Origin of the sequence: Flavobacterium chilense (genome assembly GCF_001602525.1) — a bacterium.
In the GTDB taxonomy this organism is placed as follows: domain Bacteria; phylum Bacteroidota; class Bacteroidia; order Flavobacteriales; family Flavobacteriaceae; genus Flavobacterium; species Flavobacterium chilense.
In genome coordinates, this window is sequence record NZ_LSYT01000006.1 from 69,702 (window position 1) to 95,634 (window position 25,933).

Here is a 25,933-nt window from a genome sequence, read left to right on the forward strand (position 1 = left end):
GGATTTTAAAACCTTTTTTTTCGCAAATGACACCATAGCTTTTGCTGAAAAAGAAGAGATAATCTTCAAAAGAATATAAAAAATGATTGATACAGATTTTTTTAAGATCCTGAAAATCTACGATCAGAAACCTACAATCTACAAAACATGACGTAAATTGGACTTGGCAGCCGTAAAAAAGGAAATGATTTCAGGGATATTTTGTTAGTTACTTTTATTCTGATATAAAACCTAAAGAGAAGGAGAGTTGATTACCACCAGTTCTTCTTCTCAAACTGCCAAAAATTAAACTGCATACATAATAATTTAGCATACAATAAAAATGGGGTGTAAAAAAAGCTTCTATTGGATTTTAGGTATTCTTGCAAATTTTTCATTTGCGGTAAATGCCCAAAATATAGATTTGAAAACCGGATGGCAATATCGGGAAACAAAAACAACAAAATGGAATCCCGCTACCGTTCCCGGAGAAATTCATACTGATTTACTGAACAATAAAATAATACCGGATCCATTTTACAGAGACAATGAAAAAAAACTGGAATGGATCGAAAAGAAAGACTGGGAATATAAAACTACTTTTCAGGTAAGTCCTGCACTCTTAAAAAAGAAAAATACCGAATTGGTTTTTGATGGTTTAGATACCTATGCAACTGTTTACCTCAACAATAAACAAATTCTAAAAGCCGATAATATGTTCCGTCAATGGCGGGTTGATGTTAAAAAACTAATTAAATCCGGAAATAATGATTTAGTGATTGTTTTTAAGTCGGCACAAAATGTTGTGGATTCATTGGCAAAAAAAGATTTTCCGTTTGTAATTCCGGATAATCCAAGAGCGTATGTACGTAAAGCACAATATCATTTTGGATGGGACTGGGGACCAAAATTCACTACTTGCGGGATCTGGAAAACACCACGTTTAGAAGCTTACGACGAAAAAGCTCCGGAGAAACCTTATGTACTGGACCGCAAAATCGAATTGGTACAAGAGCCGGATAATCTGGGTAAAACATTCTATTTTAAAATTGATGGAAAACCCGTTTATATGAAAGGCGCTAATTATATTCCGTCAGATGCATTTTTGTCAAGAGTAACCAAAAAAGAATACGAAAAAGTAATTGGTATGGCGAAAGATGCCAACATGAATATGCTTCGTGTTTGGGGCGGAGGTATTTATGAAGACGATTATTTCTACGATTTATGTGATAAAAACGGAATCTACATCTGGCAGGACTTTATGTTTGCCGGGACAATGGTTCCGGGAGACGATGCCTTTTTTGATAACGTAAAAAAAGAAGTTCAGTATCAGGTAAAACGTTTACGCCATCATAAAAGTATTGTTTTGTGGTGTGGTAATAATGAAATCGATGAAGCTTTTAAAGATTGGGGATGGCAAAAAAGCATGAAAATGTCTAAGCAGGATTCGACCCGTTTATGGAAAGATTATGTTCGTTTGTTTCAGGATAGTATTCCAAAATGGGTAAAAGAAGTCGATACCAAACGTCCTTATATCAGTTCTTCTCCAATGTTTCACTGGTCAAGAAGTGCCAGCCTTACCAAAGGAGACAGCCATTATTGGGGAACCTGGTGGGGATTGGAAGATGTTGAAGCCGTTCAGAAAAAAACAGGACGTTTTGTAAGCGAATACGGAATGCAGGCCATGCCAACTTATTCATCGATCGAAAAATTTACATTGCCGGAAGACCGATATTTATATTCGGATATTTTACAGGCACACCAAAAAGCCGGAAAAGGATTTATGAAATTAGATTCGTATTTGAACCGCTATTTCATCGACTCGACCAAAATAAAGAAAATGAATGTGGAGGATTACAGTTACCTCACACAATGTTTACAGTATTATTCGCTTAAAAATATTATTGGTATTCACCGTTCAAAAGCGCCTTATAATATGGGAACTTTAGTCTGGCAGCTTAACGATTGCTGGCCAGTAGCAAGCTGGAGCGTAACCGATTATTATGATCGTCAGCCTAAAGCAGCCTGGTACGCGATGAAAGAAGCTTATCGTGATGATAAAACACCAGAAATAGATCTTACACGCCCAATAAATTTAAAACTGGAAGACCCAAAAATAACATGGGAATTAAAAGGAAATAAAGTAATTTTAAAAGCTTCCAAATTCGCGAAATATGTAAACGTTTCCATAAAAGGATACACCGGAAAATGGAACGACAATTATTTCGACCTGAAACCAGGAGAAGAAAAAACAATCACTTTTGAAGGTAAAATCGTAAAACCAGAGATAAAGGTTTATTCTTTATATGAGGTTTTAAATAAATATTAATTAAAAGTTATTGAGCTGTCAGGTTTCTTAGTCTCTAAGAAAAATTAGAGAAAAAAACGCAGAGCCTTAGCATCTCAGTACCTTAGAATCTAAAAAATATGTTTAGAAAATACAATAAAATAGCTTTTAGCGGTATTTTAGCTTTCAGTCTGTTTGTTGCTAATCCTGTAATTTCACAGGAAAAAAAGGCAAAACAAACCAGTTCAGATTATACTCAATATGTAAATCCGTTTATAGGTTCAGCAGGACATGGCCACGTATTTGTGGGCGCAAATGTTCCTTTTGGAGCAGTACAGTTAGGACCTGTAAATATTTTTGAAGGCTGGGATTGGTGCAGCGGTTACAATTATGCCAGCAACACCATTTTAGGATTCACCCATACACATTTGAGCGGAACAGGAATTGGAGACTTAAATGATATTCTTTTACTTCCGGTTACCGGAAAAGTGCCTTTGTTTAAAGGAACAAAAGAAGATATGGTAAACGGTTATGGTTCTTATTTCTCACACAATAACGAAGTAAGCAAACCGGGGTATTACAGTGTTTTATTGGATAAATACAAAATCAAAGCCGAATTAACAGCCAGCGAAAGAGTTGGTTTTCATAAATATACTTTTAACAGTACAGATGATAATCATGTTCTGGTAGACCTTGCTGATGGTATTGGCTGGGATAAACCCGTAAAAACATATATCAAAAAAATAAACGAAACGACACTTGTTGGATATCGTTTTTCAGCAGGCTGGGCAGCAGATCAGCGTATTTATTTTGCAATCGAATTTTCGGAACCCATTTCTAATCTGGCATTATACGATGATAAAGCTACTGTAAAAGGAATTGAAGGCGAAGGATTAAAAATGAAAGCCATTCTGGATTTTGCTACTAAAAACAAGCAGATTTTGGCAAAAGTTGGAATCTCTCCTGTAAGCTATGAAAATGCTGTTTTAAACATAAAAGTAGAAATTCCGAATTGGGACTTTGATCAAACTGTAAAAACCGCCACTTCAAAATGGAATAAGGAACTAAATAAAATCCAGATTAAAGCCAATGATAAAACAATGAAAGTTTTTTATACCGCTTTGTATCATACCATGTTTGCACCTTCAATTTTTAATGATGCCAACGGAGATTACAGAGGAACCGACAAAAAAGTGTATGAAAAAGCAGGTTTTACGAACTACACTACTTTTTCACTTTGGGATACTTATCGTGGTTTACATCCATTATACACTATTACACAAGCGGATAAAATTAATGATATCGTAAAGTCATTTTTAGCAATTTACGAACAGCAAGGCAGATTACCGGTTTGGCATTTAATGGGTAATGAAACCAATACCATGAACGGAAACCACTCCATTGCCGTTATTGTAGATGCTTATCTAAAAGGTTACAGAGGTTACGATACTGCACTGGCATACGAAGCCATCAAAAAAACAGCCATGCAAACGCGTGACGGAATGGATTATGTTCAAAAACTCGAATATATTCCTGCAGATAAAATGTTAGAATCAGTTGGAAACGCTTTAGAATATGCCATTGATGATTATTGTGTAGCGCAAATGGCAAAATCTTTAGGAAAAACAGAAGACTATAATTATTTTACCAAAAGAGCCAATTTGTACAAATTGTACTTCGATAAAGAAACCACTTTTATGAGAGGGAAATTGACAGATGGAAATTGGAGAACACCATTTAATCCGCTTTCATCTGCACATCGTAAAGACGATTATGTAGAAGGAAATGCATGGCAATACACCTGGTTAGTTCCTCAGGATCCTTACGGTTTAATTGAATTGTTTGGAAGTGAAGATAAATTTTTGGCCAAACTGGATGCTCTTTTTCTGCTAACAGATAAAGTAGAAGGAGAAGAAATTTCACCGGACATTAGTGGTTTGATCGGACAATATGCACAGGGAAATGAGCCTAATCATCATATTCCATATCTTTATGCATACGCTGGTCAGCCTTGGAAAACCGCCAAACTAATCCGTGAAATCGATGATAAATTCTACTCAACAAAACCGGACGGATTATGCGGAAATGAAGATTTAGGACAAATGTCGGCCTGGTATGTTTTGTCTTCCATGGGATTCTATTCGGTTAATCCTGCAAACGGAATTTATGTTTTAGGAAGTCCGTTAGTTAATGATGCCGTCATTCATCACAAAGAAGGCGTTTCATTTAAAATAAAAGCCATTGATAACAGCAATACGAACATCTATATTCAAAAAGCAGAATACAACGGAAAACCCTATACAAAATCATACATTACACAAGATATGATTGTAAAAGGTGGCGAACTAAAATTATTTATGGGAAGTAAACCATCGGCAACTTTTGGAGTAAAAAAAGCAGACAGACCGCTTTAATTTTAGATTTAAGAATATAGATTTTAGTCACAGTTTTCAGTTTTCAGATTACAGATTACAGATCACAGTTTTCAGATTACAGATCACAGTTTACAGATTACAGTTTACAGATCACAGTTTACAGATCACATTTTACAACACACAATTCACATAAAATGAAAATAAAGAGTTTAATTTTTTTAGGGGTAATGCAATGCTTTTTTGCGGCAAATGCACAAGTTAAAACTTTAGACCCTGTAGAATATGTAAATCCTTTAATGGGAACACAATCTTTGCATAGTCTTTCGAACGGAAATACCTATCCTGCAATTTGCAGACCATGGGGAATGAATTTCTGGACACCACAAACCGGAAAAATGGGCGATGGATGGGCCTATATTTATACTGCCGAAAAAATCAGAGGATTCAAACAAACCCATCAGCCTTCGCCATGGATGAACGATTACGGACAGTTCTCCATTATGCCGGTAACCGGTAAATTAGCCTTTACAGAAGAAGAAAGAGCAAGCTGGTTCAGCCATAAAGCCGAAGTTTCAAAACCCTATTATTACAGCGTTTACCTTGCCGATTATGATGTAACGACTGAAATCACAGCTACAGAAAGAGCGGCACATTTTCAGATTACATTTCCGGAAAACGAACAATCTTCTATTGTAATTGATGCTTTTGATAAAGGTTCGTATATCAAAATAATTCCATCAGAAAATAAAATTATAGGCTATACAACCCGCAACAGTGGCGGCGTTCCGGAGAATTTTAAAAACTATTTTATATTACAATTTGATAAGCCTTTTGCTACCAATTATACATGGCATGATAAAGTTTTAGAAAAAGACAAACTGGAATTAAAAGACAATCATGTAGGCGCAGTTGTTGGTTTTAAGACCAAAAAAGGAGAAATCGTAAACGTAAAAGTTTCTTCGTCATTTATCAGTCAGGAACAAGCTGAGTTGAATTTGAAAAACGAATTAGGAACAGCTTCATTTAATGAAACCGTAGCAGAATCTAAGCAAGAATGGAATAAAGTTTTAGGAAAACTAACTGCCGAAGGCGGAAGCGAAGAGCAGCTAAAAACATTCTATTCCTGTTTATACCGTACCGCTTGCTTTCCGCAAAAACAATACGAAGTAAATGCAAAAGGAGAGATAGTGCATTACAGCCCTTACAATGGTCAGACTTTACCGGGTTATATGTTTGCCGGAACAGGTTTTTGGGATACTTTCCGCGCCTTATATCCTTTGTTAAACTTAGTATATCCTTCGATCAATAAAGAAATGCAGGAAGGATTAATCAACGATTATAAAGAAGGTGGTTTCCTGCCGGAATGGTCAAGTCCCGGATTTAGAAACGTAATGGTGGGGAATAATTCGGCTTCAGTAGTTGCCGATGCTTACATCAAAGGATTACGAGGATATGATATCAACAAATTGTATGAAGCTTTATTGCACGGAGCCAACAACGAAGGACCATTAGATGCTGTGGGAAGAAAGGGAGTTTCATATTATAACACCTTAGGTTATGTACCATATGATGTAAAAATCAATGAAAATGCAGCCAGAACATTAGAATATGCTTATGATGATTTCACAATCTGGAAATTGGCAAAAGCTTTAAACCGTCCGAAAAAAGAAATCAGTTTATTCGAAAAACGAATGATGAACTATAAAAATCTTTATAATCCAGCCATCGGATTAATGAGCGGAAGAAACAAAGACGGAAGTTTTCCTAAAGATTTCAATCCGTTTAAATGGGGAGATGCTTTTACCGAAGGAAATGCGTGGCATTATAGCTGGAGTGTTTTTCATGATGTACAGGGTTTAATCGACCTAATGGGCGGAGAGAAAAAATTTACTGCTAAGCTGGATGCCGTTTTTACAATGCCACCAGTTTTTGATGACAGTTATTACGGAGCAGTTATTCATGAAATCCGCGAAATGCAAATCATGAATATGGGACAATATGCGCACGGAAATCAGCCAATTCAGCACATGATTTATTTGTACAACTATGCAGGAGAACCATGGAAAACGCAATATTGGTCAAGAGAAGTTATGAACCGTTTGTACAAACCAACTCCGGACGGATATTGCGGAGATGAGGATAACGGACAAACCTCAGCATGGTACGTTTTCTCAGCGATGGGATTCTACCCGGTTTGCCCGGGAACAGAAGAATATGTTTTGGGAGCACCATTATTTAAGAAATTAACTCTGGAATTAGAAAACGGAAAACAACTGGTGATTAAGGCACCAAACAATTCTGAAACCAATAAATATGTTCAGGAATTAAAATGGGATAATACCAATTACAGTAAAAACTTCATCAATCATTTTGATGCTTTAAAAGGTGGTGAATTAAACTTTGACATGAGCAGCAAACCTAATTTACAAAGAGGAACTTCGGCAAGTGCCTATCCATATTCTTATTCAACTTCAAAATAATACTATGCAGTCACGTAGAAAATTTATAAAAAATACAGGGATTTTTTCAGCAGGATTACTAGCGCTTCAAACCGATGTTTTCTCAATGAATTCAGATACTTTCAATTTTGCGTTAAAAGATTTTATTACCAAAAGGCCTCCTTTAGCCGAAAGAAAATTTACCAGTAAAGCTGTTGAAGCGGCAATCGTGAGAATCAAAAAACAAATCGCCAATCCGGAATTGGCATGGTTGTTCGAAAACTGTTTTCCAAACACTTTAGATACAACCGTAGATTTTGAAATCATTGATGGTAAACCAGATACCTATGTCATTACAGGCGATATCGATGCGATGTGGTTACGTGACAGTACAGCCCAGATATGGCCGTATATTCCGTTTGTAAAAGAAGATAAAAAACTGGCAGAACTGGTAAAAGGAGTAATCAACCGCCAAACCAAATGTATTTTATTGGATCCTTATGCAAATGCATTTTATAAAGATTTCAATCAGGTCAGCGAGTGGAAAAATGACATGACCAAAATGCAGCCCGGTATTCACGAACGTAAATGGGAAATAGACAGTTTGTGTTACCCAATACGATTGGCACATGGCTATTGGAGAGAAACAGGAGATATCAGTTTGTTCGACAGTAAGTGGAAAGAAGCGATGCTTTTGGTTTTACAAACCTTTAGAGAACAACAACGCTGGACAGATAAAGGACCATACAATTTTCAACGTGTAACAGCCTGGGCTACAGATGGAGTGCCTTTAAGCGGTTACGGATATCCGGTAAAACCATGCGGATTAATTGTTTCGACTTTCAGACCAAGTGATGACAGTACCTTATTCGGGTATTTAATTCCGAGTAATCTGTTTGCGATTGAAGTACTTGGATATCTTCAGGAAATTTTCTCTTTACCGGCATTAAAAGATGATAATTTAGTGGCTAAAGCCAAAGAATTACAAGGACAAGTTCAGAAAGGATTAGAAGAAAACGGAATCATTGATCATCCGAAATTCGGCAAAATCATTGCTTTTGAAGTAAACGGTTACGGAAGTTTCCATATGATGGATGATGCCAATGTTCCATCTTTATTATCATTACCTTATTTAGGCGCAATCGAACCTGATAATCAGTTGTATCTGAATACCAGAAAAGTAGTGCTTTCAGAAAACAATCCGTTTTTCTATAAAGGAAAAGCAGGCGAGGGCGTTGGCGGACCACATACCGGAACAGATACCATCTGGCCCATGAGTATTGTGTTAAGAGCCATTACCAGTGTCGATGAAAATGAAATAAAACATTGTATCAGCAATCTGATCAAAACAAACGCCGATACAGGATTTATGCACGAGTCCTTTCATAAAGACGATGTAAATAAATTTACCCGAAAATGGTTTGCCTGGGCGAATACATTATTTGGAGAAATGATTGTTCATACGAGCATTCATTATCCTCAAATTTTAAAAGACAAAAACATATAAAAAAGAAATATTTACCATTAAGAGATTAATAAAATAAAACTTTTAAAAATAGAGATAGAAAAATACTTACCATTAAGAAATTAAGAAAGATGAAGCAGTTAGACTTAATTCCTTAATGGTAAAAAAGAATCAAAACTAAATTTTCTTAATCTGTTAATGGTTCAATTCAAAAAAATAAAGAATGAATAAAGAATATGCCGTAGGAATAGATATTGGAGGGACACATATTACCACAGCTATTATAGATGTTAAAAACATGCAATTGATTGATCTTTCCTTGCATAAAGAATCTTTTGATTCTAATTTGCCTGTTGATCAGGTAATGTCTATCTGGGAAAAAGCAATTCAGACTTCAATTAAAAATTCGAAAGTAGAAAGCGTAATTGGGTTATCCGTTTGTATGCCGGGTCCGTTTGATTACGAAAATGGGATTTGCTGGATCAAAGACCAGTCTAAATATGAACATTTTTATGGATTAAATGTTCGTTATTTGTTTCAGGGAACACTTAATCTTTCCAGCGATTTTCCGATTTTTTTTGAAAACGATGCGGTTTGTTTTGGAAAAGGAGAAGTCTATAAAGATGCCGGTAATCTGTCCAAGAAAGTAATGGCAATTACACTTGGCACGGGACTAGGTGCTTGTTTTATAGACAAAGGAGTTTCTGTTGCTACCGGAGAATCTGTACCGGCAGACGGAGAAATCTACAACCTGACTTTTAAAGAAAGCATGGCCGAAGATTATGTTTCGGCACGAGGCCTTATAAATCGTTATAAAACATTAACCGGTAAAACGCTTAACAACGGATTGGAGCTTTTTAATTTGGCTAAGGCAGGTGATACAAATGCAATAAAAGCATTTAATGAAATGGGAAGTGATTTAGCCGAAATTGTAATTCCGTGGTTAAAAAAATTCAATGCCGATGGTTTTATTATTGGAGGTAAAATTGCCAATGCCAGCGAATTTTTTCTGGCAGATTTCAACAAAAAAGTAAAAGAAGCAGGAATTGAAATCGAGGTTTCAATTTCTAAAGATAATGAAGCCGCTGCTTTAATTGGAGCAGTAAGTCTGTTGTATACAGCGTAATTTTTATAAATTTACAAAACTTGTTTTTTTACCCTGTAAGTGATATAAGTTCCTATTGAAAAGACTGAGATTGTATGACTTTAAAAAGTCACAGAGCAGCTTTAATGTTCTTATATCCCTTATAGAATTTAATTTTTTAGTGTTACATGGTATAAACTTTATTTTAATATGGCAAATTCAAATCGTAGAAATTTCATAAAGACAGCTGCAATTGCTTCTGTGGCTGTAGCATTACAATCTTTCGATACAAAATCTGAAGAAGAAAAAGTATTGGTATCCAAAAAAGGAAAGAAACCCATCGTACTTTCTACCTGGCGATTTGGAATCCCGGCAAATGAAGCAGCCTGGGAAGTCTTAAAAAATAAAGGGACAGCTCTTGATGCTGTCGAAGCAGGAGTTAAAATTCCGGAAGGCGATCCAAAAGAAAGAAGCGTAGGCTACGGCGGACGTCCGGATAGAGATGGCCGTGTAACGTTAGACGCCTGTATCATGGATGAAAATGCCAATATAGGTTCAGTTGCCTGTTTAGAATATATAAAACATCCCATATCAGTTGCCAGAGCCGTAATGGAAAAAACACCCCATGTGATGCTGGTTGGCGATGGTGCTTTGCAATTTGCCGTATCCCAGGGTTTTAAAAAAGAAAACCTCTTAACAGAAGAATCCGAAAAAGAATGGAAAGAATGGCTAAAAGACAGTAAATACAAACCAATCGCCAATATCGAAAACCACGATACGATTGGAATGATTGCGCTGGATGCCAACGGAAATCTTTCCGGTGCCTGTACCACAAGCGGAATGGCATTTAAGATGCACGGACGTGTTGGAGATTCCCCAATTATTGGAGCTGGTTTATATGTTGATAATGAAATTGGAGCCGCAACTGCCACAGGACATGGCGAAGAAGTAATCCGTATTACAGGTTGTCATTTGGTAGTGGAACTAATGCGTCAGGGAAAATCACCTCAAAAAGCCTGCGAAGAAGCTGTGGCAAGAATTATAAAACTAACGAAGAACAGGAATAAAGATCTAAAAGATATTCAGGTAGGTTTTATTGCCCTGAATAAAGCAGGAGAATATGGTTCTTACTGTATTCAGACTGGTTTTAATTATGCTGTTTATGATGAAACCGGAAATAAATTAATCGATGCCGATTCTTTTTTAAAGTAAAATTATTAGTTGGTCCTTTACAGGGCTAATTGTTTTTGCGATGCGTAAAGATCTTTTTTGATCTTTGCGCATTTTTTTGTGCTGGAAATGGAAAAGCTTGATATTTAGCATTTTGCAAATACAAAAAGTGCTTTACTGAATAAGTTATAAATTGTTTTAAAATGTTGAAAAACAATTTATTGGGTATTTTTTTTAATAAATATTTAACTTTTTTGATTTTTTTATTCAGAAATTGATTATTTTTTCATTAATTAGCGCTGACAATATTATCAATTATTAATCAGGGACTTAAAGGTTCAGGAAATTTTTTGATAAAAAATTACCCTTTAAACGAAATAGATTTCGTTAAAATGTCTACCATTTTGTCTTTAAAATATGTAAAGATAAAAGTACTCCAAAAACAAAAAATACCACTTCATTGTTTACACTCATCTTTACTTTAACCAAAGTGAAGCAATCGCTATTGTTTGTTATATCTCTTAAATTATTTCTACTGGAGATAACCTTGAATGATAGTCGTGAAGAGTTAAATAAATTTTAGCCGGAAATTTGCATGCTGCAAAATCAAAAGTCTTGAAAAGAACAGATCTTTTTTCAGAAAATAGTTACAATGTAACCAATCTCAGAGCCACAATTATAAATCAAATTTTATGAAAAAACTTTACCTGTTTCTTTTTATTCTAATGTCGTTTTTCTCTTATCCTCAGGATATTCTTTGGGAAAAATCATATGGAGGAATACATGCCGATTATCTTTTTGATGCGCAGTCTACTGCTGATTATGGTTTTATTCTGACAGGAAGTTCCCTGTCTAATAAAACCGGTTTAAAAACTGAATCTGTAAAAGTGATTTAAAGTGTAAAATAAAATGAACATACCAAAAATAACTATGAAAAAAATAATACAATTTGCAATAATTTTATTTTTCTGGGGCATCACATATGGTCAACAACCATTCGACCCTTTAAAAGTTATTCCGTCATCACCTACTGCAGCATCACTAGGTGTTTATGGTAATAATCCTGTCAATTATTATAATGGGACTATTGGTTTAACGGTTCCATTATATGAAATAAAGATGGCAAATCAAAATATACCCATAAAACTGGATTATTTTTCTACTGGTGTAAAAGTTGCTGATAATGCTGGATGGGTTGGTTTAGGCTGGTCCTTATCTGCAGGAGGTGTAATAACCAAAACAGTTAAAGGGAGTGATGATTTATTTGGTACAGCTTCAACTCAAACCGGGTATTATGATGCAGATCCATTACCAAATAAGTTTGATGTTTTAACAAGTGACTTTTACTCTTTGAGTACTTATAACCAGGACTATCTGTATAATTTTGATCAGGGATCGATAGATACATAACCTGATAGTTTTAGTTATAATTTTGGCAACTATTCAGGAAGATTTGTACTAGACAAGAAAGTCAATGGTTCCTCTGTTTATATGGATCAGGAAAATAACCTAAAAATGCAGTACCTTCAACAATCTGACAAGTGGGTAGTTGTAGACGGACTGGGATACAGTTATTATTTTAATACTAGGGAACGTACTCAGGATTATTATAGAACTTTAGACGGAGGAGATATACCCAATGATTCTCAGATTGGTACTTTTGATAATTACGAAATTACCGGTAACCCGCTTATTACAAGTTCCTGGTATCTGGATTCGATTGTTGCTCCAAACGGAGAAGCGGTCAATTTTATTTATCAAACACAACTAAGGCAAAGTGTAAGTCTAACTTCTAAATCTGAAACTGAATATGATATGGAGCAAATGGATCTTGCACATGCTAGCACAGCTGTGACTCCATCGTTTGCGGGTGTTTATCATCGTTATAATGCATCAAAACAGGTGATTTTGGATGTTTACCTCAAACAAATCAATTTTTCGGGAGGCATAATCTTATTTAATACTACTGACAGGGATGATATTGAATATCTCGGAACACAAAAACCACAAAAACTATCTCAAATTGTTATAAAGGATCTAAATAATAACACAATAAAAAAATACAATTTTAATTATAGCTATTTTTTGTCTAATACTTCTTCAGCATTAAGCAATGATTATACCAACAAAAGAAGACTTAAATTAGATTCTGTTATAGAAACAGGAACTGATAATCAACAAAAGCCACCATATGCTTTTGATTATTATAATGCTGATGATCTTCCCTATAAATATACAAAGGCAATAGATCACTGGGGGTATTATAATAAGCAAACGAATAATAATACAATATTACCAGGTAAAGTGTTGCCTTCAATAGGTAAATCCTGGAAAGGAGCTGATCGAAGTGCAAATCAGACAGACACAGATATGATTAAAGGAATGCTTTCCTCAATAAAGTATCCCACTGGTGGGGCATCAAAATTTAATTATGAGTTAAATGAATATGGTAACTTAAAAGGAGATGATCAGTATGTTTTACAGCCACAATCGGTAATTGCTAGTTCTATGCTAGGAAAATATTCTGAGGCTTTTGATATTGCTGTGATTGATACTACAGTAGTGACATTAAAAGGCACTTTTAAAAAATCGGGAGATTTGATGTATATTGGAGATTATGCCCATTTCTACAAAAATGGAAACCTTGTTTACCAGTTTCAGGAAACTGCTTCACAGCCTTCAGGGCAATATTCAAATCCACAGACTTTGGATCTCATACTTTATCCAGGTCATTACACTATGGATATTATAAATATAGAAGGCATAACTTGTTCTATAAGTGCTAATTGGAATAAAAAAATGATTGTTGCACAGAAGAAAGGAGGTGGATTAAGAATCAGTAAAATTACTAATTACAGTAATAATCAAATAGTAGGCGTTAAAAAGTTTCTGTATAAAAATACAAATGGGAGCACGACAGGTAAACTTATTGCACCACCATTATATGATTTTCAGATATATGCAACTGAATACAATAGACATACTAATGATACACATCCGGGAGGACAAGCTGGCTCTGACGGTTCTATGGGGTATGTTAATTATATTTATCGGGTTCGCATGTCAAACTCAATTACTGTTCCAAGTCTTTTACAAAATTCAGGAATAGTTGGTTATGATAAAGTAACTGAACTTGACGGTGAAAATGGTGAAAATGGAAAAACCGAATATTATTATCATAACATTGAAGATCGGAAACCTTTTGCTCAAAATGTACCATATCTTCCGCTTATTCACGACCCAATGAATGGGAAAATGGATAAAGTTGTTTACTATACCGCTTTAGGAGATTCTATTAAAAAGATTGAATATCAATACACATTAAAGGGGACTAAATATCTAAAAGGATTAACAAAATTAATGGTCTATCCAGAAGCTATCAGACCAAATGGTAGCCCACATACTGTAGATATGAGTGGCTTAAGATTTTACAATATTCCATCATACTGGATAGTTCCATCATCAGAGACTGAAACTTCTTTTTACAAGAATCAAAATCCGATTACTGTTTTAAAAAAATCAAATTATGATAATTATACACATTTAAATCTCACCAGCTCTGAATTAACTTTAAGTGATGGAAATAAAAAAATAACTAAATATAGTTATGCACAGGATTCTGAAATGAGTAGTTTACCTTTTATATCTGAAATGGTAGCTAATAATATGATTAGTATACCGTTAAAAACCCAAACTTTTAATGAAAATACTAAGTTATCAGAAGAACTAACGGTTTATGATAAAAGTGCCGCAACGAGTAATTTATTACTTCCACGATATGTGTATGCCAATAAGGGAACAAATGACATAGATACAAGCCTCGATAAAAAAATCACCTTTGATCACAATGATACCAGAGGAAATGTTCAACAATATACTCCGGAAAAAGGAAGCCCGGTTTCAATCATTTGGGGGTATAATAAAACCCAGCCTATAGCCAAAATAGAAAATGCGACAAACACCCAGGTAGCAGTCGCCTTAGGTCTGTCAGATGTAAACAGCCTGGACGAAAATAATCTGGCAACCATAAACAACCTGCGAGATACTCTTCCTGACGCCATGGTAACCACCTATACCTACATCCCACTAGTAGGTGTAAGTACCATAACCGACCCCAAAGGAGATACCATTACCTATACCTATGATTCCTTTGGAAGACTGCAATTTGTAAAAGATAAAAACGGAAATATCCTCTCAGAAAACGAATACCATTACCAAACCAACTAATACCAAAATGAGAAAGAAAATAATACTTTGTATAGTACTTTTTGGGTGTACTCTTTTGGGATATACACAAAATAATAAAAGCTCAAATCAAACGACTACAGTCACAACCGTGTATGAGCCAGATCCATTTCCACCAACTGAACCCGGAGGTCCCGGGCTTCCTGCAGATCCTCTTGACCCTTTTCCTTCCGATCCAACTGGTCCTCTTGACCCAATTGTTCCTGCAGATCCCGGAAGTGGAAGTGGTTCTGGCAGTCCGGATCCGGTTGCAGCTCCTTCAGTATCTCTTAACTATATACTTACCACAACATACAAGAAACCCGTAACTGCTGCTTTAGACTCTCCATCCCTGGATCAGGCATCCCAAAACATAACTTATTTTGACGGACTGGGAAGACCCATTCAGCAAATTGCCTACAGACAATCTGCATCATCAAAAGATATTATAACCCATATCGAATATGATGGTTTTGGAAGACAGACAGAAGAATATTTACCTTTTAAGTCCGAAACGGCCAACATGACTTTTGATCCTGCAGGAAAAACAAATGTATTGTCGTATTACAGTAGCCCTAACCCGGTACTTAACGGCAATCCGGCACTAGAAGCAACAACGAACCCTTTTAGCAAAAAAGAATTAGAAGCTTCTCCGCTCAATCGTGTTTTAAAACAGGCAGCTGCAGGCAATGACTGGAAATCAGGATCAGGTCATGAGATCAAACTGGATTATCAGGCCAATGGCACAGATGAGGTAAAACTTTATATAGCCAATACCTCCTGGAACCCCACTTCAGGATTATATGATATTAGTTTTTCAGATTCCGGAAGTTATCCTGCCAATGAGCTCTATAAAAATATTACCTATGATGAAAACACGGCGGCTTCTCCTCTGGAAGCCAATGGTTCAACAGTAGAATTTAAGAACAAAGAAGGGCAGGTTGTTTTAAAAAGAACCTATGATGCACAAGTAAAACATGATACTTACTATGTATATGATATTTATGGAAACCTGACCTATGTAATACCACCAAAAGCGGTAGATCTTATAGGTTCAACAACAACCCTGCAGGCAGATCTGACCTCTACAGCTGTAGTAGCCTCTGGTACTACCTTAAATCTCATGGCAACCAATTCTATTCGATTACTACCAGGTTTTAATGCTCAGACCGGAAGCACTTTTGTTGCCAGTATCGACAACGGAAACCAGAGTGTTTTAGACAACTTATGTTATCAGTACAAATACGATCATCGTAACAGACTGGTAGAGAAAAAACTGCCGGGAAAACAATGGGAGTTTATTGTTTATGACAAACTGGACAGGGTAGTGGCAACAGGACCGGCTAATGCTCCTTTTTTAGACCTGAGTTCAGTAGGATGGATTATTACCAAATATGATGCTTTTAACCGTCCGGTATATACAGCCTGGGCTACAGCTTCGCCAGCCACAACAGAAGGAAGAAAAACTTTGCAGGCAGCACAAAACAGTACTTCACTTACCATTTTAAGCGAAAGCAAACAAACCAGCGGAAGTCTGGACCAGATTCCGGCTTATTACAGTAATGTGGTAGAACCAAAAGTATTTAAGCTCCTTACAGTAAATTATTATGATAATTATACCTTACCAGGTACACCATCTATTACAGTTCCTGTAAGTGTAGAAGGAGCTGCCGTACGTACCACAGCACAGATAAAAGGACTCACAGCTGCTTCCTGGACAAGAGTGCTTACCACCAGCACAGAAACACTAGGCGAAACCACGGCCACTTTTTATGATGATAAAGCAAGACCGGTTCGAACTTATACAGCAAACCATTTAGGCGGATATACCTATACCGATAGTAAACTGGACTTTTTAGGCAAACCCCAATATAGCATTACCCACCACAAAAGAACAAACGAAACAGAACTGGTAACCAAAGATACCTTTACTTACTCATTACAAGACCGTTTATTGACACAAACACACCAGATCAATGGCGGTAATATCGAAACAATTGCAGAGAATACCTATGATGAACTGGGGCAGCTTATTTCTAAAAAAGTAGGGAACAATACCCAAAATATCAATTATACCTATAATATCCGTGGGTGGATGACGGCAATCAACAATGTAAATGCGCTTACTCAGGACAGTGATCCTAAAGATTTGTTTGCTTTCCAGATCAACTACAATAATCCCACAACAGGAGGTACTGCATTATATAACGGAAATATAAGCCAGACCAATTGGAAAACTTCCAATTCAGAAAACACAATCAGAAGCTATAATTATAGTTATGATAAGCTCAACAGGCTTATAAATGCTGATTTTAGAAACAATACAACCACTGCTGAGAATTCAAGCTATTTTGAAAAGTTACAATACGACAAAAACGGTAACATTACTTTTCTGCACCGCTCAGGAGATGTCGTTTCGCAGGCAAATTTAGAGTGGATGGACTATATGACTTATTATTACGATGGAAACCAGTTAAGTAGAATAAAAGAAGACGGAAATAATTATTTTGGTTTTACCACCCAAATTGCCCCAGCAAACACAACAAACCAATATAGTTATGATGCTAATGGTAATATGACCAGCGACACTAATAAAAATATCACTTCTATTACTTACAATCACCTGAATCTGCCTACTCAAATTACCTTTGCTGCTACCGGTAATATTGTGTATATTTACAATGCTGCAGGACAAAAAGTACAGAAAATTGTTAATGAAACAGGAAAGCCAACAATCACAACAGATTATCTGGGAGGCTACCAGTACAACAACGGTACACTTAAATTTTTCCCAACAGCAGAGGGTTATATAGAACCTTCAGCAGGTTCTTATAAATATGTATATCAATACAAAGATCATTTGGGTAATGTTCGTTTGAGTTATGATAAAAACCTGGTAATTCAGGAGGAAAACAATTATTATCCGTTTGGATTAAAACAGGAAGGATACAATACGGTTAAAAACTCAACCAGTGATGCTTTAAAATACAAGTACAACGGCAAGGAGTTGCAAGATGAGCTAGGGCTTGCGATGTACGACTATGGAGCTAGGAATTATGACCCTGCTTTAGGTCGTTGGATGAATATAGACCCGCTGGCGGAGAAATCAAGACGTTACTCTCCGTATGTTTATGCGCTTAATAATCCTGTTTATTTTATTGATCCTGATGGTATGATGGCAGATGACTGGAAAACTGATGCTAATGGGAATATGATATTTGACCCTAATCTTACTAAAGAAAATGCTTCAACTCAATTAAATGACGGCGATTCGTATGTTGGGGCAACTTATACAGAAGATGTTTCAAATGATGCTGGAAATTATACTCTTAATTATAATGCAGATGGAAGTATTTCATCATCGGATAATTATACGAATCCCTCTAGTGATGGATTGAGAATTTTTGGTTATGGAGGAGATGCTGTAGGAGGTAGTGGAAATTTAGGAAACGATAGAGGTTCTGGATCGATTAATGCAGATACAACAGGCGGTGGAGTTGTAAGTAATCTACTTAATTCAGTTAATGTGTTAGCTGATTTATTTAATAGTTATCTAATGTCAAATCCAACAACAATGGGATTAGGAATGAAATTGAAGTATGGTAATTCTAATAACCAATCTACTCCTGAAGCTACTGCTACCCCTACTGAACCAGAAATATTTACGGGTCAAAGATATCATTATACAGCTCCAGATCCTGTAGGTGTAAGTAACTCTGTTCCTTTTGCTGGAAAGCCTATTGATACCACAGTTCCAATAGGAAATAAATCTATAATTAATGTATTAAACACAAGAGATTCAGTCCGATCAGCCAAAGAATCAAGAGAAAAAAATATAGAGCATAAAAGAAAATTTGGATATTAATATTATGTCAAAGAATAGAAATTTAGTCTTAATAATTGGATTTGCATTACAATCCATAATGTCTTCTTGTAAAAAAAATGAAGAAGTTCTTAACAAAGAAATTAAAAAGAAAATAGAATATAAAATAGAATTTCCGGATACTGTTTATGTAAATGATTTGTATAGTGGAGTTATTAATTACAAAAGTATATTAGATACTATTACAACAAGTTTTGATGATAAGAAAAAGAATCGATATGTTCTTTTTTATTTAACAATAGTAGATAAACCAGACCCTGATTACATTCATTTAAAAAAAGTTGCAAAGAAATTTGGAGCAGATAATAATAAGGAAATTTCTATTTATGATGTAAAATTTACCAAACCTGGCATTAATTATATTGACGGTATCATAAATGACTGTGTTATCATTGATACAGGTAAAAAAGACAAGAATGGTTCTCAACTTGTGAGGCTTATAGAAAATGAAGAGCGGATAACACGCAAAGTTATTGTGATAAATAGACAGACTAAATAAGGAAAAGAAAGTATAAGTATCAAGGTCAAGAACGTCAAGATGAGCTATCACTAAATTGGGACAGCTTCAAGTGGAGAAATTATGATTATACAATTGGCAGGTTTATGTGTGTTGATCCATTAGCTGAAAAGTATCCATATAACTCAACTTATGCTTTTCAGGAAAATAAAATGGGAATGGGTAGGGAGTTAGAAGGTTTAGAATTAGCCCCAAGAAATCCTACTGCTAGTTTTGGAGGGTGGATTTCTAGTAAATATAATTCTGCAGTGAGTTCTTTTCAAACAGGTACTTCAAATGTTATGCAAGCGATTTCAAGTGTTATTTCAAATGCTGAGATAAAGCCTGTAGATGGTTATCAAATTGGAGGTGTAACAGTTGGGAAAAATGGTATTGGAGGGACTCCGGGGTTATTTAACCCATCACCTGGAGTAACGTCTAGTGGTACTATTGATGGCGATTTTCTTCAAGGATTAGCAGTTGCTTATGCTCCAAATTTAGGTGGGTCAAAAGTCATGAACGGAGCAAATATTTTTTCAAATTTAGCACAGGATCCAACATTAAATAATGTTTTTGAGACCCTTTCGAATAATTCATCTGTTTCAAATACAAATAATACATCAAATAATGCTGAAGGGGAAAAAATTACAATGAAATTAGAAAACTATAGTGCTACAGGCACCGCTGGTTGGAATAAATCTACACTTTTTAGAGACCCGTCTCCCAATGACACAACAGTTAATAAATCACAAAAAAGCGTGATTGATAAAATGAATAAATTGAATCATATGAAAGCTGAACAAAATGTAAAATCTGAAAATCAAGAACTTCAAAAAAAGATTGATTATTATAAATAATAAACTTATGAATAGAGTATTAATTTTTATACTAATAGGCACATTATTTTCGTGTAAAAAAGAAAAAATAAGTCTAGTAAAAGAAATAAAGAAAAACAAAGAAGAAATATTTCTCATTTTTCCCGATACTGTTTATGTGAATGAGGGGTATGAGGGCAAAATAAACTATAAAAATCGTTTGGATACTATCACTACTAGTTTTGATGATGTAAAAAAAGCGCGATTTCTTTTCTATTCTTTTCTTCTAACAAATGAAAAGAATTATAATCTGAATTATTTAAAAACTGTGGTTAAAGATACATTTGTAGCTGAAAATAATAGGGTTATTCCATTATACAATATTAAGTTTACTAAATTAGGATTAAATTATTTTGATGGGATTATTACGGATCAAGTAATGATAGAAAATGGAGGTAAGCTAAAAGATGGAAAATTAGGGACTCGTATTATTACTGATGAGATTAGGCTTACGCGAGGAGTTTATGTTATTGAGCGACCAAAGAATAAAAAAAGGTAATATATCCCGTAGCTGGCGCGAGCATCTTGCTAGTGAACGTAAATGGCATCAATATACAAGTATAAGTAGAACGGCAAGGAGCTTCAAGACGAGCTAGGGTTTACGATGTAAGACTATGGAGCAAGAAATTATGACCCGGCTATGAATACAAGAGACTCTATTAAAGCAGTAAAAGAAACTGAAGCTAAAAATAAAATATGGCAAAAGAACCGTTTGCAGCGAAACTTACCTCTATTTGGGTTGGAGGTTTCTTTTTTTGGATCATAAAAGGATTTAAAGGAAAATTGACAGATCAATTTGCAAAAGAATATGAAAATAGAAATGTTTGGGTAGGTTATTTTATAACCTTAATAATAGCATGTGCAGTTTTTTATTTTTTAATAAAAAATGAAATTAATATTTAGCTAGCCCCGCTCCCGCACGAATTCTTTCATGTGGCGCAAAGATCATCGACAAAGAATATAAAAAATGTTTTTGGATCTGGCTTTACAAGTTCAATTATGTAACTTTAATCAGTTCCAGAGCCATTTAAATTAATAGTCTCCAATGAAACAGGTAGTAATAGCAGGGAACTACCTAATCCTGCGCAGGTGATCTGATTCATTGATAATAAAGTTCAAAGAACCCTCGAATTAGAAAGCATGTATAATAACCATTCAGTTAATCAAACAAGAAAATAAAAACATGAAAGGAAAGACATTAAAATTTATCTTAAATTATCTTCAGTCATATCTTTCCTGTGGGCTTATCAGTATGTTATTCTTAATTTATTTAGTGATAACAGACCCGTATTTTCATAAATTAGATTTTAAGTTAGATGAGTTTAAAACAAAAATTGAGTTGTATTTATTTTTAACTTTTAATATCCCTATAATTTTATCAATTGTTTTTGTGAGCTTTCAACTATTCAAAAAGTCATCAAATAATAACAAGATTATCATTGGAATATCTTCATTTTTAGGAATATTGACTTTTATAATGATTGATAAAATAATTATAAAAATATTTATTTATCCTGAGTATATTTTACTTGGGTTATCAGTTGGTTTGATATTATATTGTATAGCATTTATAATCACATATAGATTCAATAATTTAAAAAACAGATACCAAGCATAATTTTGTATGCTAAATAGAAAGAGAATCCTCAACAGCAAAAGGTTATTTAAAATATCCAAATGGTAATTGTTTTTATGTGTTTCAATACAATCATTTAGGAGACATACATTTTAGTTATATTAAAAATCCAATAACCCAAGTTCTTGAAATTGGTCGTTGAAAGTATAAAATAAAAAATAATAAAGAGATACAATGCAGAATATAGAAATAGGCATTTCAATGATAATTTTCGGTACTGGGGTCGTTATTTTTATGACAAAAAGACCACCTTCGTATCCGTTAACAAGTGTAAATTTTCAGGGGTATGCCGGAGGTATTGCTTTTATATTGTTAGGAGTAATATGCATATTGAAAGAATTACATTTATTATAAGAAAAATGATTAATCCCTTCACTTATTGAAGTCTTCGAATGAAAAGCTCTGCAAATACCTCTGACTTTGTATCGACAGAGAATACAAATAAAAAAGTGTGGTAATGTATCAGATGTGTTGATTAAATTAGACATATGATAAAATATAGAAAAACAAAATCTGGCAAAAGATACATTTGTTATAAAATAATAACCATAAAAATCTCTTCACTATAAACAAGTTATCATATAATTTCCTCAATCGATTTACATAAAATAGAAATCGCATTTTCCATTTCTTCTGTTTCTAAATGACCGAATCCTAAACGGGTTGCCGTTAGGTTTTTAGTTTGATAGAGCAGTGTTTTAGGCAGAAACAATCCATTGGAGGCACATTCTTTTTGTAATGTTATTAAGTTAAAGGTGTCGAGCCATTCAATCCAGACAGCTAGTCCTCGTGCGGGAGTTTTAAATTTAATTTTGGGACCCAGCTTTTCCTTTAATAACAAAACAAAATAATCCCTGCGTTCCTTATAGATCTTTTTGTTTTTTTTGGATAAGCGATGTACTTCGCCTTCGTTAATCCATTCTGTTAGAACCTGTTCTTTGATCACATCGATTCCTGGTTCTAAAATGTTTTGATATTTTTCTAATTCCTGAATAAATTCAGATGGTGCGCTCACAAAACCATAGCTGAATCCGGAAGGAAGCGATCTTCCAAAAGAGCCTATATAAACCACTTTTTGATTGGAGTCAAAAGCGGCTAGAGGTAAAATAGGATTGTTATCATAATGAAAGTCAAAATCATAATCATCCTCCAAAATAATAAATCCATATTGATGGGCCAGTTCCAATACTTCCATTCTTCTTTTAGCGCTCAAAGAAATCGTCGTGGGATAATGATAATTAGACGTAAGATACAGGATTCTGATCTCAGATTCTTCACAAATTTCTTTAAGAAGGTTCGTATCAATTCCGTCCTGATCCACCGGTATCGTAATAATCTGCGCTCCGGTATTGGTTAGTGTCATATTAGAAATATAATAACCCGGAGAAGCGACTACCACTTTGTCGCCCGGAGAAATAAGCGCTTTTGTAACGAGATACAAACTAATTTCATGGCTGTTGGTGGTAAGCAGGTTGGAGGTTGAAATACGTAAACCACGGGTGAGGTTCAAATAATTGGAAAAATGAGTTTTAAAATTTAAATGAGATTGTATCTGAATCTGCTCATAGGTTTTAGAACTTTTCTGTCTCTTTAATTTTGAAACATACAACCTTGCTAAAACCTCATTTTGTACCAGCCGTAAATCAGGTAAACCATCATTAAACTGATACGGAAGAGTACTTGTTTCTGTTGGATTTTCAAGAATGGCAGAACGATTAAAGGTAAAACCGGTATTCGTGTCTGATGAGGTTTGATTTTTTACTGTAATATATTCGGTTTTATTTTTTTGTTTATGCTGCGAAAGAATAAAAGTGCCCTTGTTAGGTAGTGTTTCAATCCAGCCTTGAGATTCCAGATCCTGAAAAGCTTTGATGAGCGTGTTTCTGTTTACAGACAAAAGCTTGCATAATATACGTGTACCCGGGAGTTTTGTTCCTTCCGGAAGAAATCCGGTTTGTATCGCTTTAATAAATTCAAAAACGATCTGAAGATAAAGCGCTGTGCTTTCTTCAGGCTTTAGCTGAATAAAACTTTTAAACGGAATTTGAACCGGACCACTCATAATTATAAAACTGGTATACTTGATTAGTACGGCAAGGTACTACTTTTGCAAAAATTTTAAACCAAAATGAAAAAAATCTATTTTGCAGTCTTAACCTTAATGGCTGTTAATACGTATGCTCAAACCAAAAGAGATACGATTATAGAAATTAATGAAGTAATTATTCATGAAAACCGCTTAAGCACTCCAATTTCTAAACAAAACCGAAATGTATACGTTATCAATAGTGAAACAATAAAAAAACTGCCAGGACGAACGCTTCAGGAAGTGCTGCAGTATGCAAACGGAGTAGATATCAGACAAAGAGGTCCGTTTGGCGGACAAGCCGATATTAGTGTTGATGGCGGAAGTTTTGAACAAACCGTTGTACTGCTAAACGGAGCAAAAATTATTGACTCACAAACCGCTCACAATATGCTAAATTTACCGCTTCCGGTTGAAGCGATTGAGAGAATCGAAGTTTTGCGCGGACCGGCCGCCAGAATATTTGGTATTAACAGCTTAACCGGAGCAATTAATATTATCACCAAAAAACCAACCGATTCTGGGTTTTTGGTAAGTACTTATGCCGGTTCTAATTTCGAAAAAGATACTCAGGATTCAGGCGATACATTTTACAATACCGGTATTCAGCTGGGAGCAGTTTTAGGCAAAGAGAAACAACAGCATTCTATTTTTGCATCGCACGATAAAAGCAACGGATATCGCTATAATACCGGATTCGAAAACAATAAAATATTGTATCAGGGAAATGTTCAGATCAATGATTCTAATGAAATTTTAGGGTCGTTTGGTTATGTCAACAACGGATTTGGGGCAAACGGTTTTTATGCAGCGCCCGGAGACAAAAACTCGACCGAAGTAGTACAAACTACCTTTGCCACCATTCAGTCCAAACATGCAATTACTGACAAATGGAAAATAATGCCAAGAGTGAGCTACAGGTACAATTATGATGATTATCGTTATTATGGCAACAGTAATTTAAATGCCGGAAGAAGCCAGCATTACACCAACTCGATTGCCGCAGAACTTAACTCTTCTATTAAAACAGAAAATGGCGAAATAGGTTTTGGTGCCGAATTCAGAAATGAGGATATTCATTCTTCCAATATTGGAGATCATGATCGCGAAAATGTGGGATTTTATGCAGAATACAGAACGAGTTTCTTCGAAAAGCTAAATGTAAATTTAGGGACTTACCTGAACTACAATTCGGATTATAAATGGCAGATTTATCCGGGTATTGATGCCAGTTATGAGCTTACAAACGAATTTAAGATTATTGGAAATATTGGTACCAGCCAAAGAATTCCTTCTTTTACAGATTTGTATTTAAATCAGCGTCCGGGAAATATCGGAAATCCTGATCTGGTTTCTGAAAATGCTTTGCAAAGCGAAATTGGGTTTAAATTCAGCCGAAAATCTTTAAATCTTAATGTGAATTATTTTTACAGAGAAATCAGTAATTATATAGACTGGACACGTATGGTGACTACTGTGCCTTGGCAAAGTCAGAACTATGGCGATTTAATTACCAATGGAATCAACATGCGTGGTACATACAAAATCGATCTGTCTGCTCTGTCTAAACTGAATTTTAACCTGGGGTATTCTTATTTAGATTCCAGATTTAAAGATACACGTCCGGAGCCTTTTTCTAAATATTTGATTTCTTCTTTAAAGCATCAAATAACCAATACGATAGATTTTCAGCGTAAAGATTTTTCAATTTTACTGGCAACCCGTTTTAACGAAAGAGTTACCGGAGCTTCTTACTGGATTAATGATTTGAGAGTAAGCCAGTCTGTTAAGAAATTTACATTTTTTATAGATGCCCAAAATATTTTTAATACTACTTATTTTGAGGTTGGAGCATTTCCGTTACCGGCAAGATGGTTTAGTGCAGGAGTAAAATTTGTGAGTTTTTAAATTATAAATGGTTAGTTATAAAGAGGG

At 35.0% G+C, this 25,933-nt stretch carries 16 protein-coding genes; 15 read left to right on the forward strand and 1 reads right to left on the reverse strand.

Going from position 1 to position 25,933, the window contains the following annotated elements:
- The first annotated feature begins 322 nt into the window (after positions 1-322).
- The 14 genes from A4F88_RS14600 (at position 323) to A4F88_RS14660 (ending at position 21,179) form a co-directional block, all read left to right on the forward strand.
- Positions 323-2,308 (forward strand): beta-mannosidase, encoded by a 1,986-nt coding sequence (locus tag A4F88_RS14600; protein ID WP_068843369.1) that lies wholly within the window; start codon positions 323-325, stop codon positions 2,306-2,308.
- Positions 2,309-2,406: 98 nt separating this feature from the next.
- Positions 2,407-4,680 (forward strand): GH92 family glycosyl hydrolase, encoded by a 2,274-nt coding sequence (locus A4F88_RS14605; RefSeq protein WP_068843370.1) that lies wholly within the window; start codon positions 2,407-2,409, stop codon positions 4,678-4,680.
- 155 nt (positions 4,681-4,835) lie between these two features.
- Positions 4,836-7,121, forward strand: coding sequence for a GH92 family glycosyl hydrolase (locus tag A4F88_RS14610; protein WP_068843371.1), 2,286 nt, complete (start codon positions 4,836-4,838; stop codon positions 7,119-7,121).
- Positions 7,122-7,125: 4 nt separating this feature from the next.
- Complete coding sequence (locus A4F88_RS14615; RefSeq protein WP_068843689.1) at positions 7,126-8,586, forward strand: glycoside hydrolase family 125 protein; 1,461 nt, start codon at positions 7,126-7,128, stop codon at positions 8,584-8,586.
- A gap of 181 nt (positions 8,587-8,767) precedes the next feature.
- On the forward strand, positions 8,768-9,670 hold the full coding sequence (locus tag A4F88_RS14620) for an ROK family protein (RefSeq protein WP_068843373.1): 903 nt from the start codon (positions 8,768-8,770) through the stop codon (positions 9,668-9,670).
- Between the two features lie 168 nt (positions 9,671-9,838).
- Positions 9,839-10,840 carry an isoaspartyl peptidase/L-asparaginase family protein gene (locus A4F88_RS14625; protein WP_068843375.1) on the forward strand — a complete coding sequence of 334 codons (1,002 nt, stop codon included), beginning with the start codon at positions 9,839-9,841 and terminating at the stop codon, positions 10,838-10,840.
- A gap of 650 nt (positions 10,841-11,490) precedes the next feature.
- Entirely contained in the window at positions 11,491-11,694 is a 204-nt protein-coding gene (locus tag A4F88_RS25190; RefSeq protein WP_245179123.1) for a hypothetical protein, read from the forward strand.
- A gap of 34 nt (positions 11,695-11,728) precedes the next feature.
- Complete coding sequence (locus A4F88_RS14630; RefSeq protein WP_068843377.1) at positions 11,729-12,208, forward strand: hypothetical protein; 480 nt, start codon at positions 11,729-11,731, stop codon at positions 12,206-12,208.
- Between the two features lie 105 nt (positions 12,209-12,313).
- Complete coding sequence (locus A4F88_RS14635) at positions 12,314-15,025, forward strand: RHS repeat domain-containing protein (RefSeq protein ID WP_162268796.1); 2,712 nt, start codon at positions 12,314-12,316, stop codon at positions 15,023-15,025.
- Between the two features lie 7 nt (positions 15,026-15,032).
- Positions 15,033-18,887, forward strand: coding sequence for a DUF6443 domain-containing protein (locus A4F88_RS14640; RefSeq protein WP_245179125.1), 3,855 nt, complete (start codon positions 15,033-15,035; stop codon positions 18,885-18,887).
- Positions 18,888-18,891: 4 nt separating this feature from the next.
- Positions 18,892-19,404 carry a hypothetical protein gene (locus tag A4F88_RS14645; protein WP_068843382.1) on the forward strand — a complete coding sequence of 171 codons (513 nt, stop codon included), beginning with the start codon at positions 18,892-18,894 and terminating at the stop codon, positions 19,402-19,404.
- A 104-nt stretch (positions 19,405-19,508) separates the two neighbouring features.
- Positions 19,509-20,258: a hypothetical protein gene (locus A4F88_RS25765; RefSeq protein WP_068843383.1), complete on the forward strand. Its 750-nt coding sequence runs from the start codon at positions 19,509-19,511 to the stop codon at positions 20,256-20,258.
- Between the two features lie 7 nt (positions 20,259-20,265).
- Positions 20,266-20,775: a hypothetical protein gene (locus A4F88_RS14655; RefSeq protein WP_143154962.1), complete on the forward strand. Its 510-nt coding sequence runs from the start codon at positions 20,266-20,268 to the stop codon at positions 20,773-20,775.
- 197 nt (positions 20,776-20,972) lie between these two features.
- Positions 20,973-21,179 carry a hypothetical protein gene (locus tag A4F88_RS14660; protein ID WP_068843384.1) on the forward strand — a complete coding sequence of 69 codons (207 nt, stop codon included), beginning with the start codon at positions 20,973-20,975 and terminating at the stop codon, positions 21,177-21,179.
- Positions 21,180-22,489: 1,310 nt separating this feature from the next.
- Here A4F88_RS14660 and A4F88_RS14665 read toward each other — a convergent pair.
- The gene (locus A4F88_RS14665) at positions 22,490-23,974 is read right to left on the reverse strand and encodes an aminotransferase-like domain-containing protein (protein WP_068843385.1); all 1,485 of its coding nucleotides are present in this window, start codon (positions 23,972-23,974) and stop codon (positions 22,490-22,492) included.
- A gap of 66 nt (positions 23,975-24,040) precedes the next feature.
- Here A4F88_RS14665 and A4F88_RS14670 point away from each other — a divergent pair, with 66 nt between their 5' ends.
- The gene (locus A4F88_RS14670; RefSeq protein WP_068843386.1) at positions 24,041-25,906 is read left to right on the forward strand and encodes a TonB-dependent receptor plug domain-containing protein; all 1,866 of its coding nucleotides are present in this window, start codon (positions 24,041-24,043) and stop codon (positions 25,904-25,906) included.
- Positions 25,907-25,933 lie beyond the last annotated feature (27 nt).

Coding starts and splice junctions, on each gene's coding strand:
- A4F88_RS14640 (WP_245179125.1), top strand. CDS start 15,033: ATGAGAAAGAAAATAATACTTTGTATAGTACTTTTTGGGTGTACTCTT.
- A4F88_RS14645 (WP_068843382.1), top strand. CDS start 18,892: ATGTCAAAGAATAGAAATTTAGTCTTAATAATTGGATTTGCATTACAA.
- A4F88_RS14665 (WP_068843385.1), bottom strand. CDS start 23,974: ATGAGTGGTCCGGTTCAAATTCCGTTTAAAAGTTTTATTCAGCTAAAG.
- A4F88_RS14615 (WP_068843689.1), top strand. CDS start 7,126: ATGCAGTCACGTAGAAAATTTATAAAAAATACAGGGATTTTTTCAGCA.
- A4F88_RS25765 (WP_068843383.1), top strand. CDS start 19,509: ATGTGTGTTGATCCATTAGCTGAAAAGTATCCATATAACTCAACTTAT.
- A4F88_RS14670 (WP_068843386.1), top strand. CDS start 24,041: ATGAAAAAAATCTATTTTGCAGTCTTAACCTTAATGGCTGTTAATACG.
- A4F88_RS14660 (WP_068843384.1), top strand. CDS start 20,973: ATGGCAAAAGAACCGTTTGCAGCGAAACTTACCTCTATTTGGGTTGGA.
- A4F88_RS14620 (WP_068843373.1), top strand. CDS start 8,768: ATGAATAAAGAATATGCCGTAGGAATAGATATTGGAGGGACACATATT.
- A4F88_RS14600 (WP_068843369.1), top strand. CDS start 323: ATGGGGTGTAAAAAAAGCTTCTATTGGATTTTAGGTATTCTTGCAAAT.
- A4F88_RS25190 (WP_245179123.1), top strand. CDS start 11,491: ATGAAAAAACTTTACCTGTTTCTTTTTATTCTAATGTCGTTTTTCTCT.
- A4F88_RS14605 (WP_068843370.1), top strand. CDS start 2,407: ATGTTTAGAAAATACAATAAAATAGCTTTTAGCGGTATTTTAGCTTTC.
- A4F88_RS14655 (WP_143154962.1), top strand. CDS start 20,266: ATGAATAGAGTATTAATTTTTATACTAATAGGCACATTATTTTCGTGT.
- A4F88_RS14635 (WP_162268796.1), top strand. CDS start 12,314: ATGCAGTACCTTCAACAATCTGACAAGTGGGTAGTTGTAGACGGACTG.
- A4F88_RS14610 (WP_068843371.1), top strand. CDS start 4,836: ATGAAAATAAAGAGTTTAATTTTTTTAGGGGTAATGCAATGCTTTTTT.
- A4F88_RS14630 (WP_068843377.1), top strand. CDS start 11,729: ATGAAAAAAATAATACAATTTGCAATAATTTTATTTTTCTGGGGCATC.
- A4F88_RS14625 (WP_068843375.1), top strand. CDS start 9,839: ATGGCAAATTCAAATCGTAGAAATTTCATAAAGACAGCTGCAATTGCT.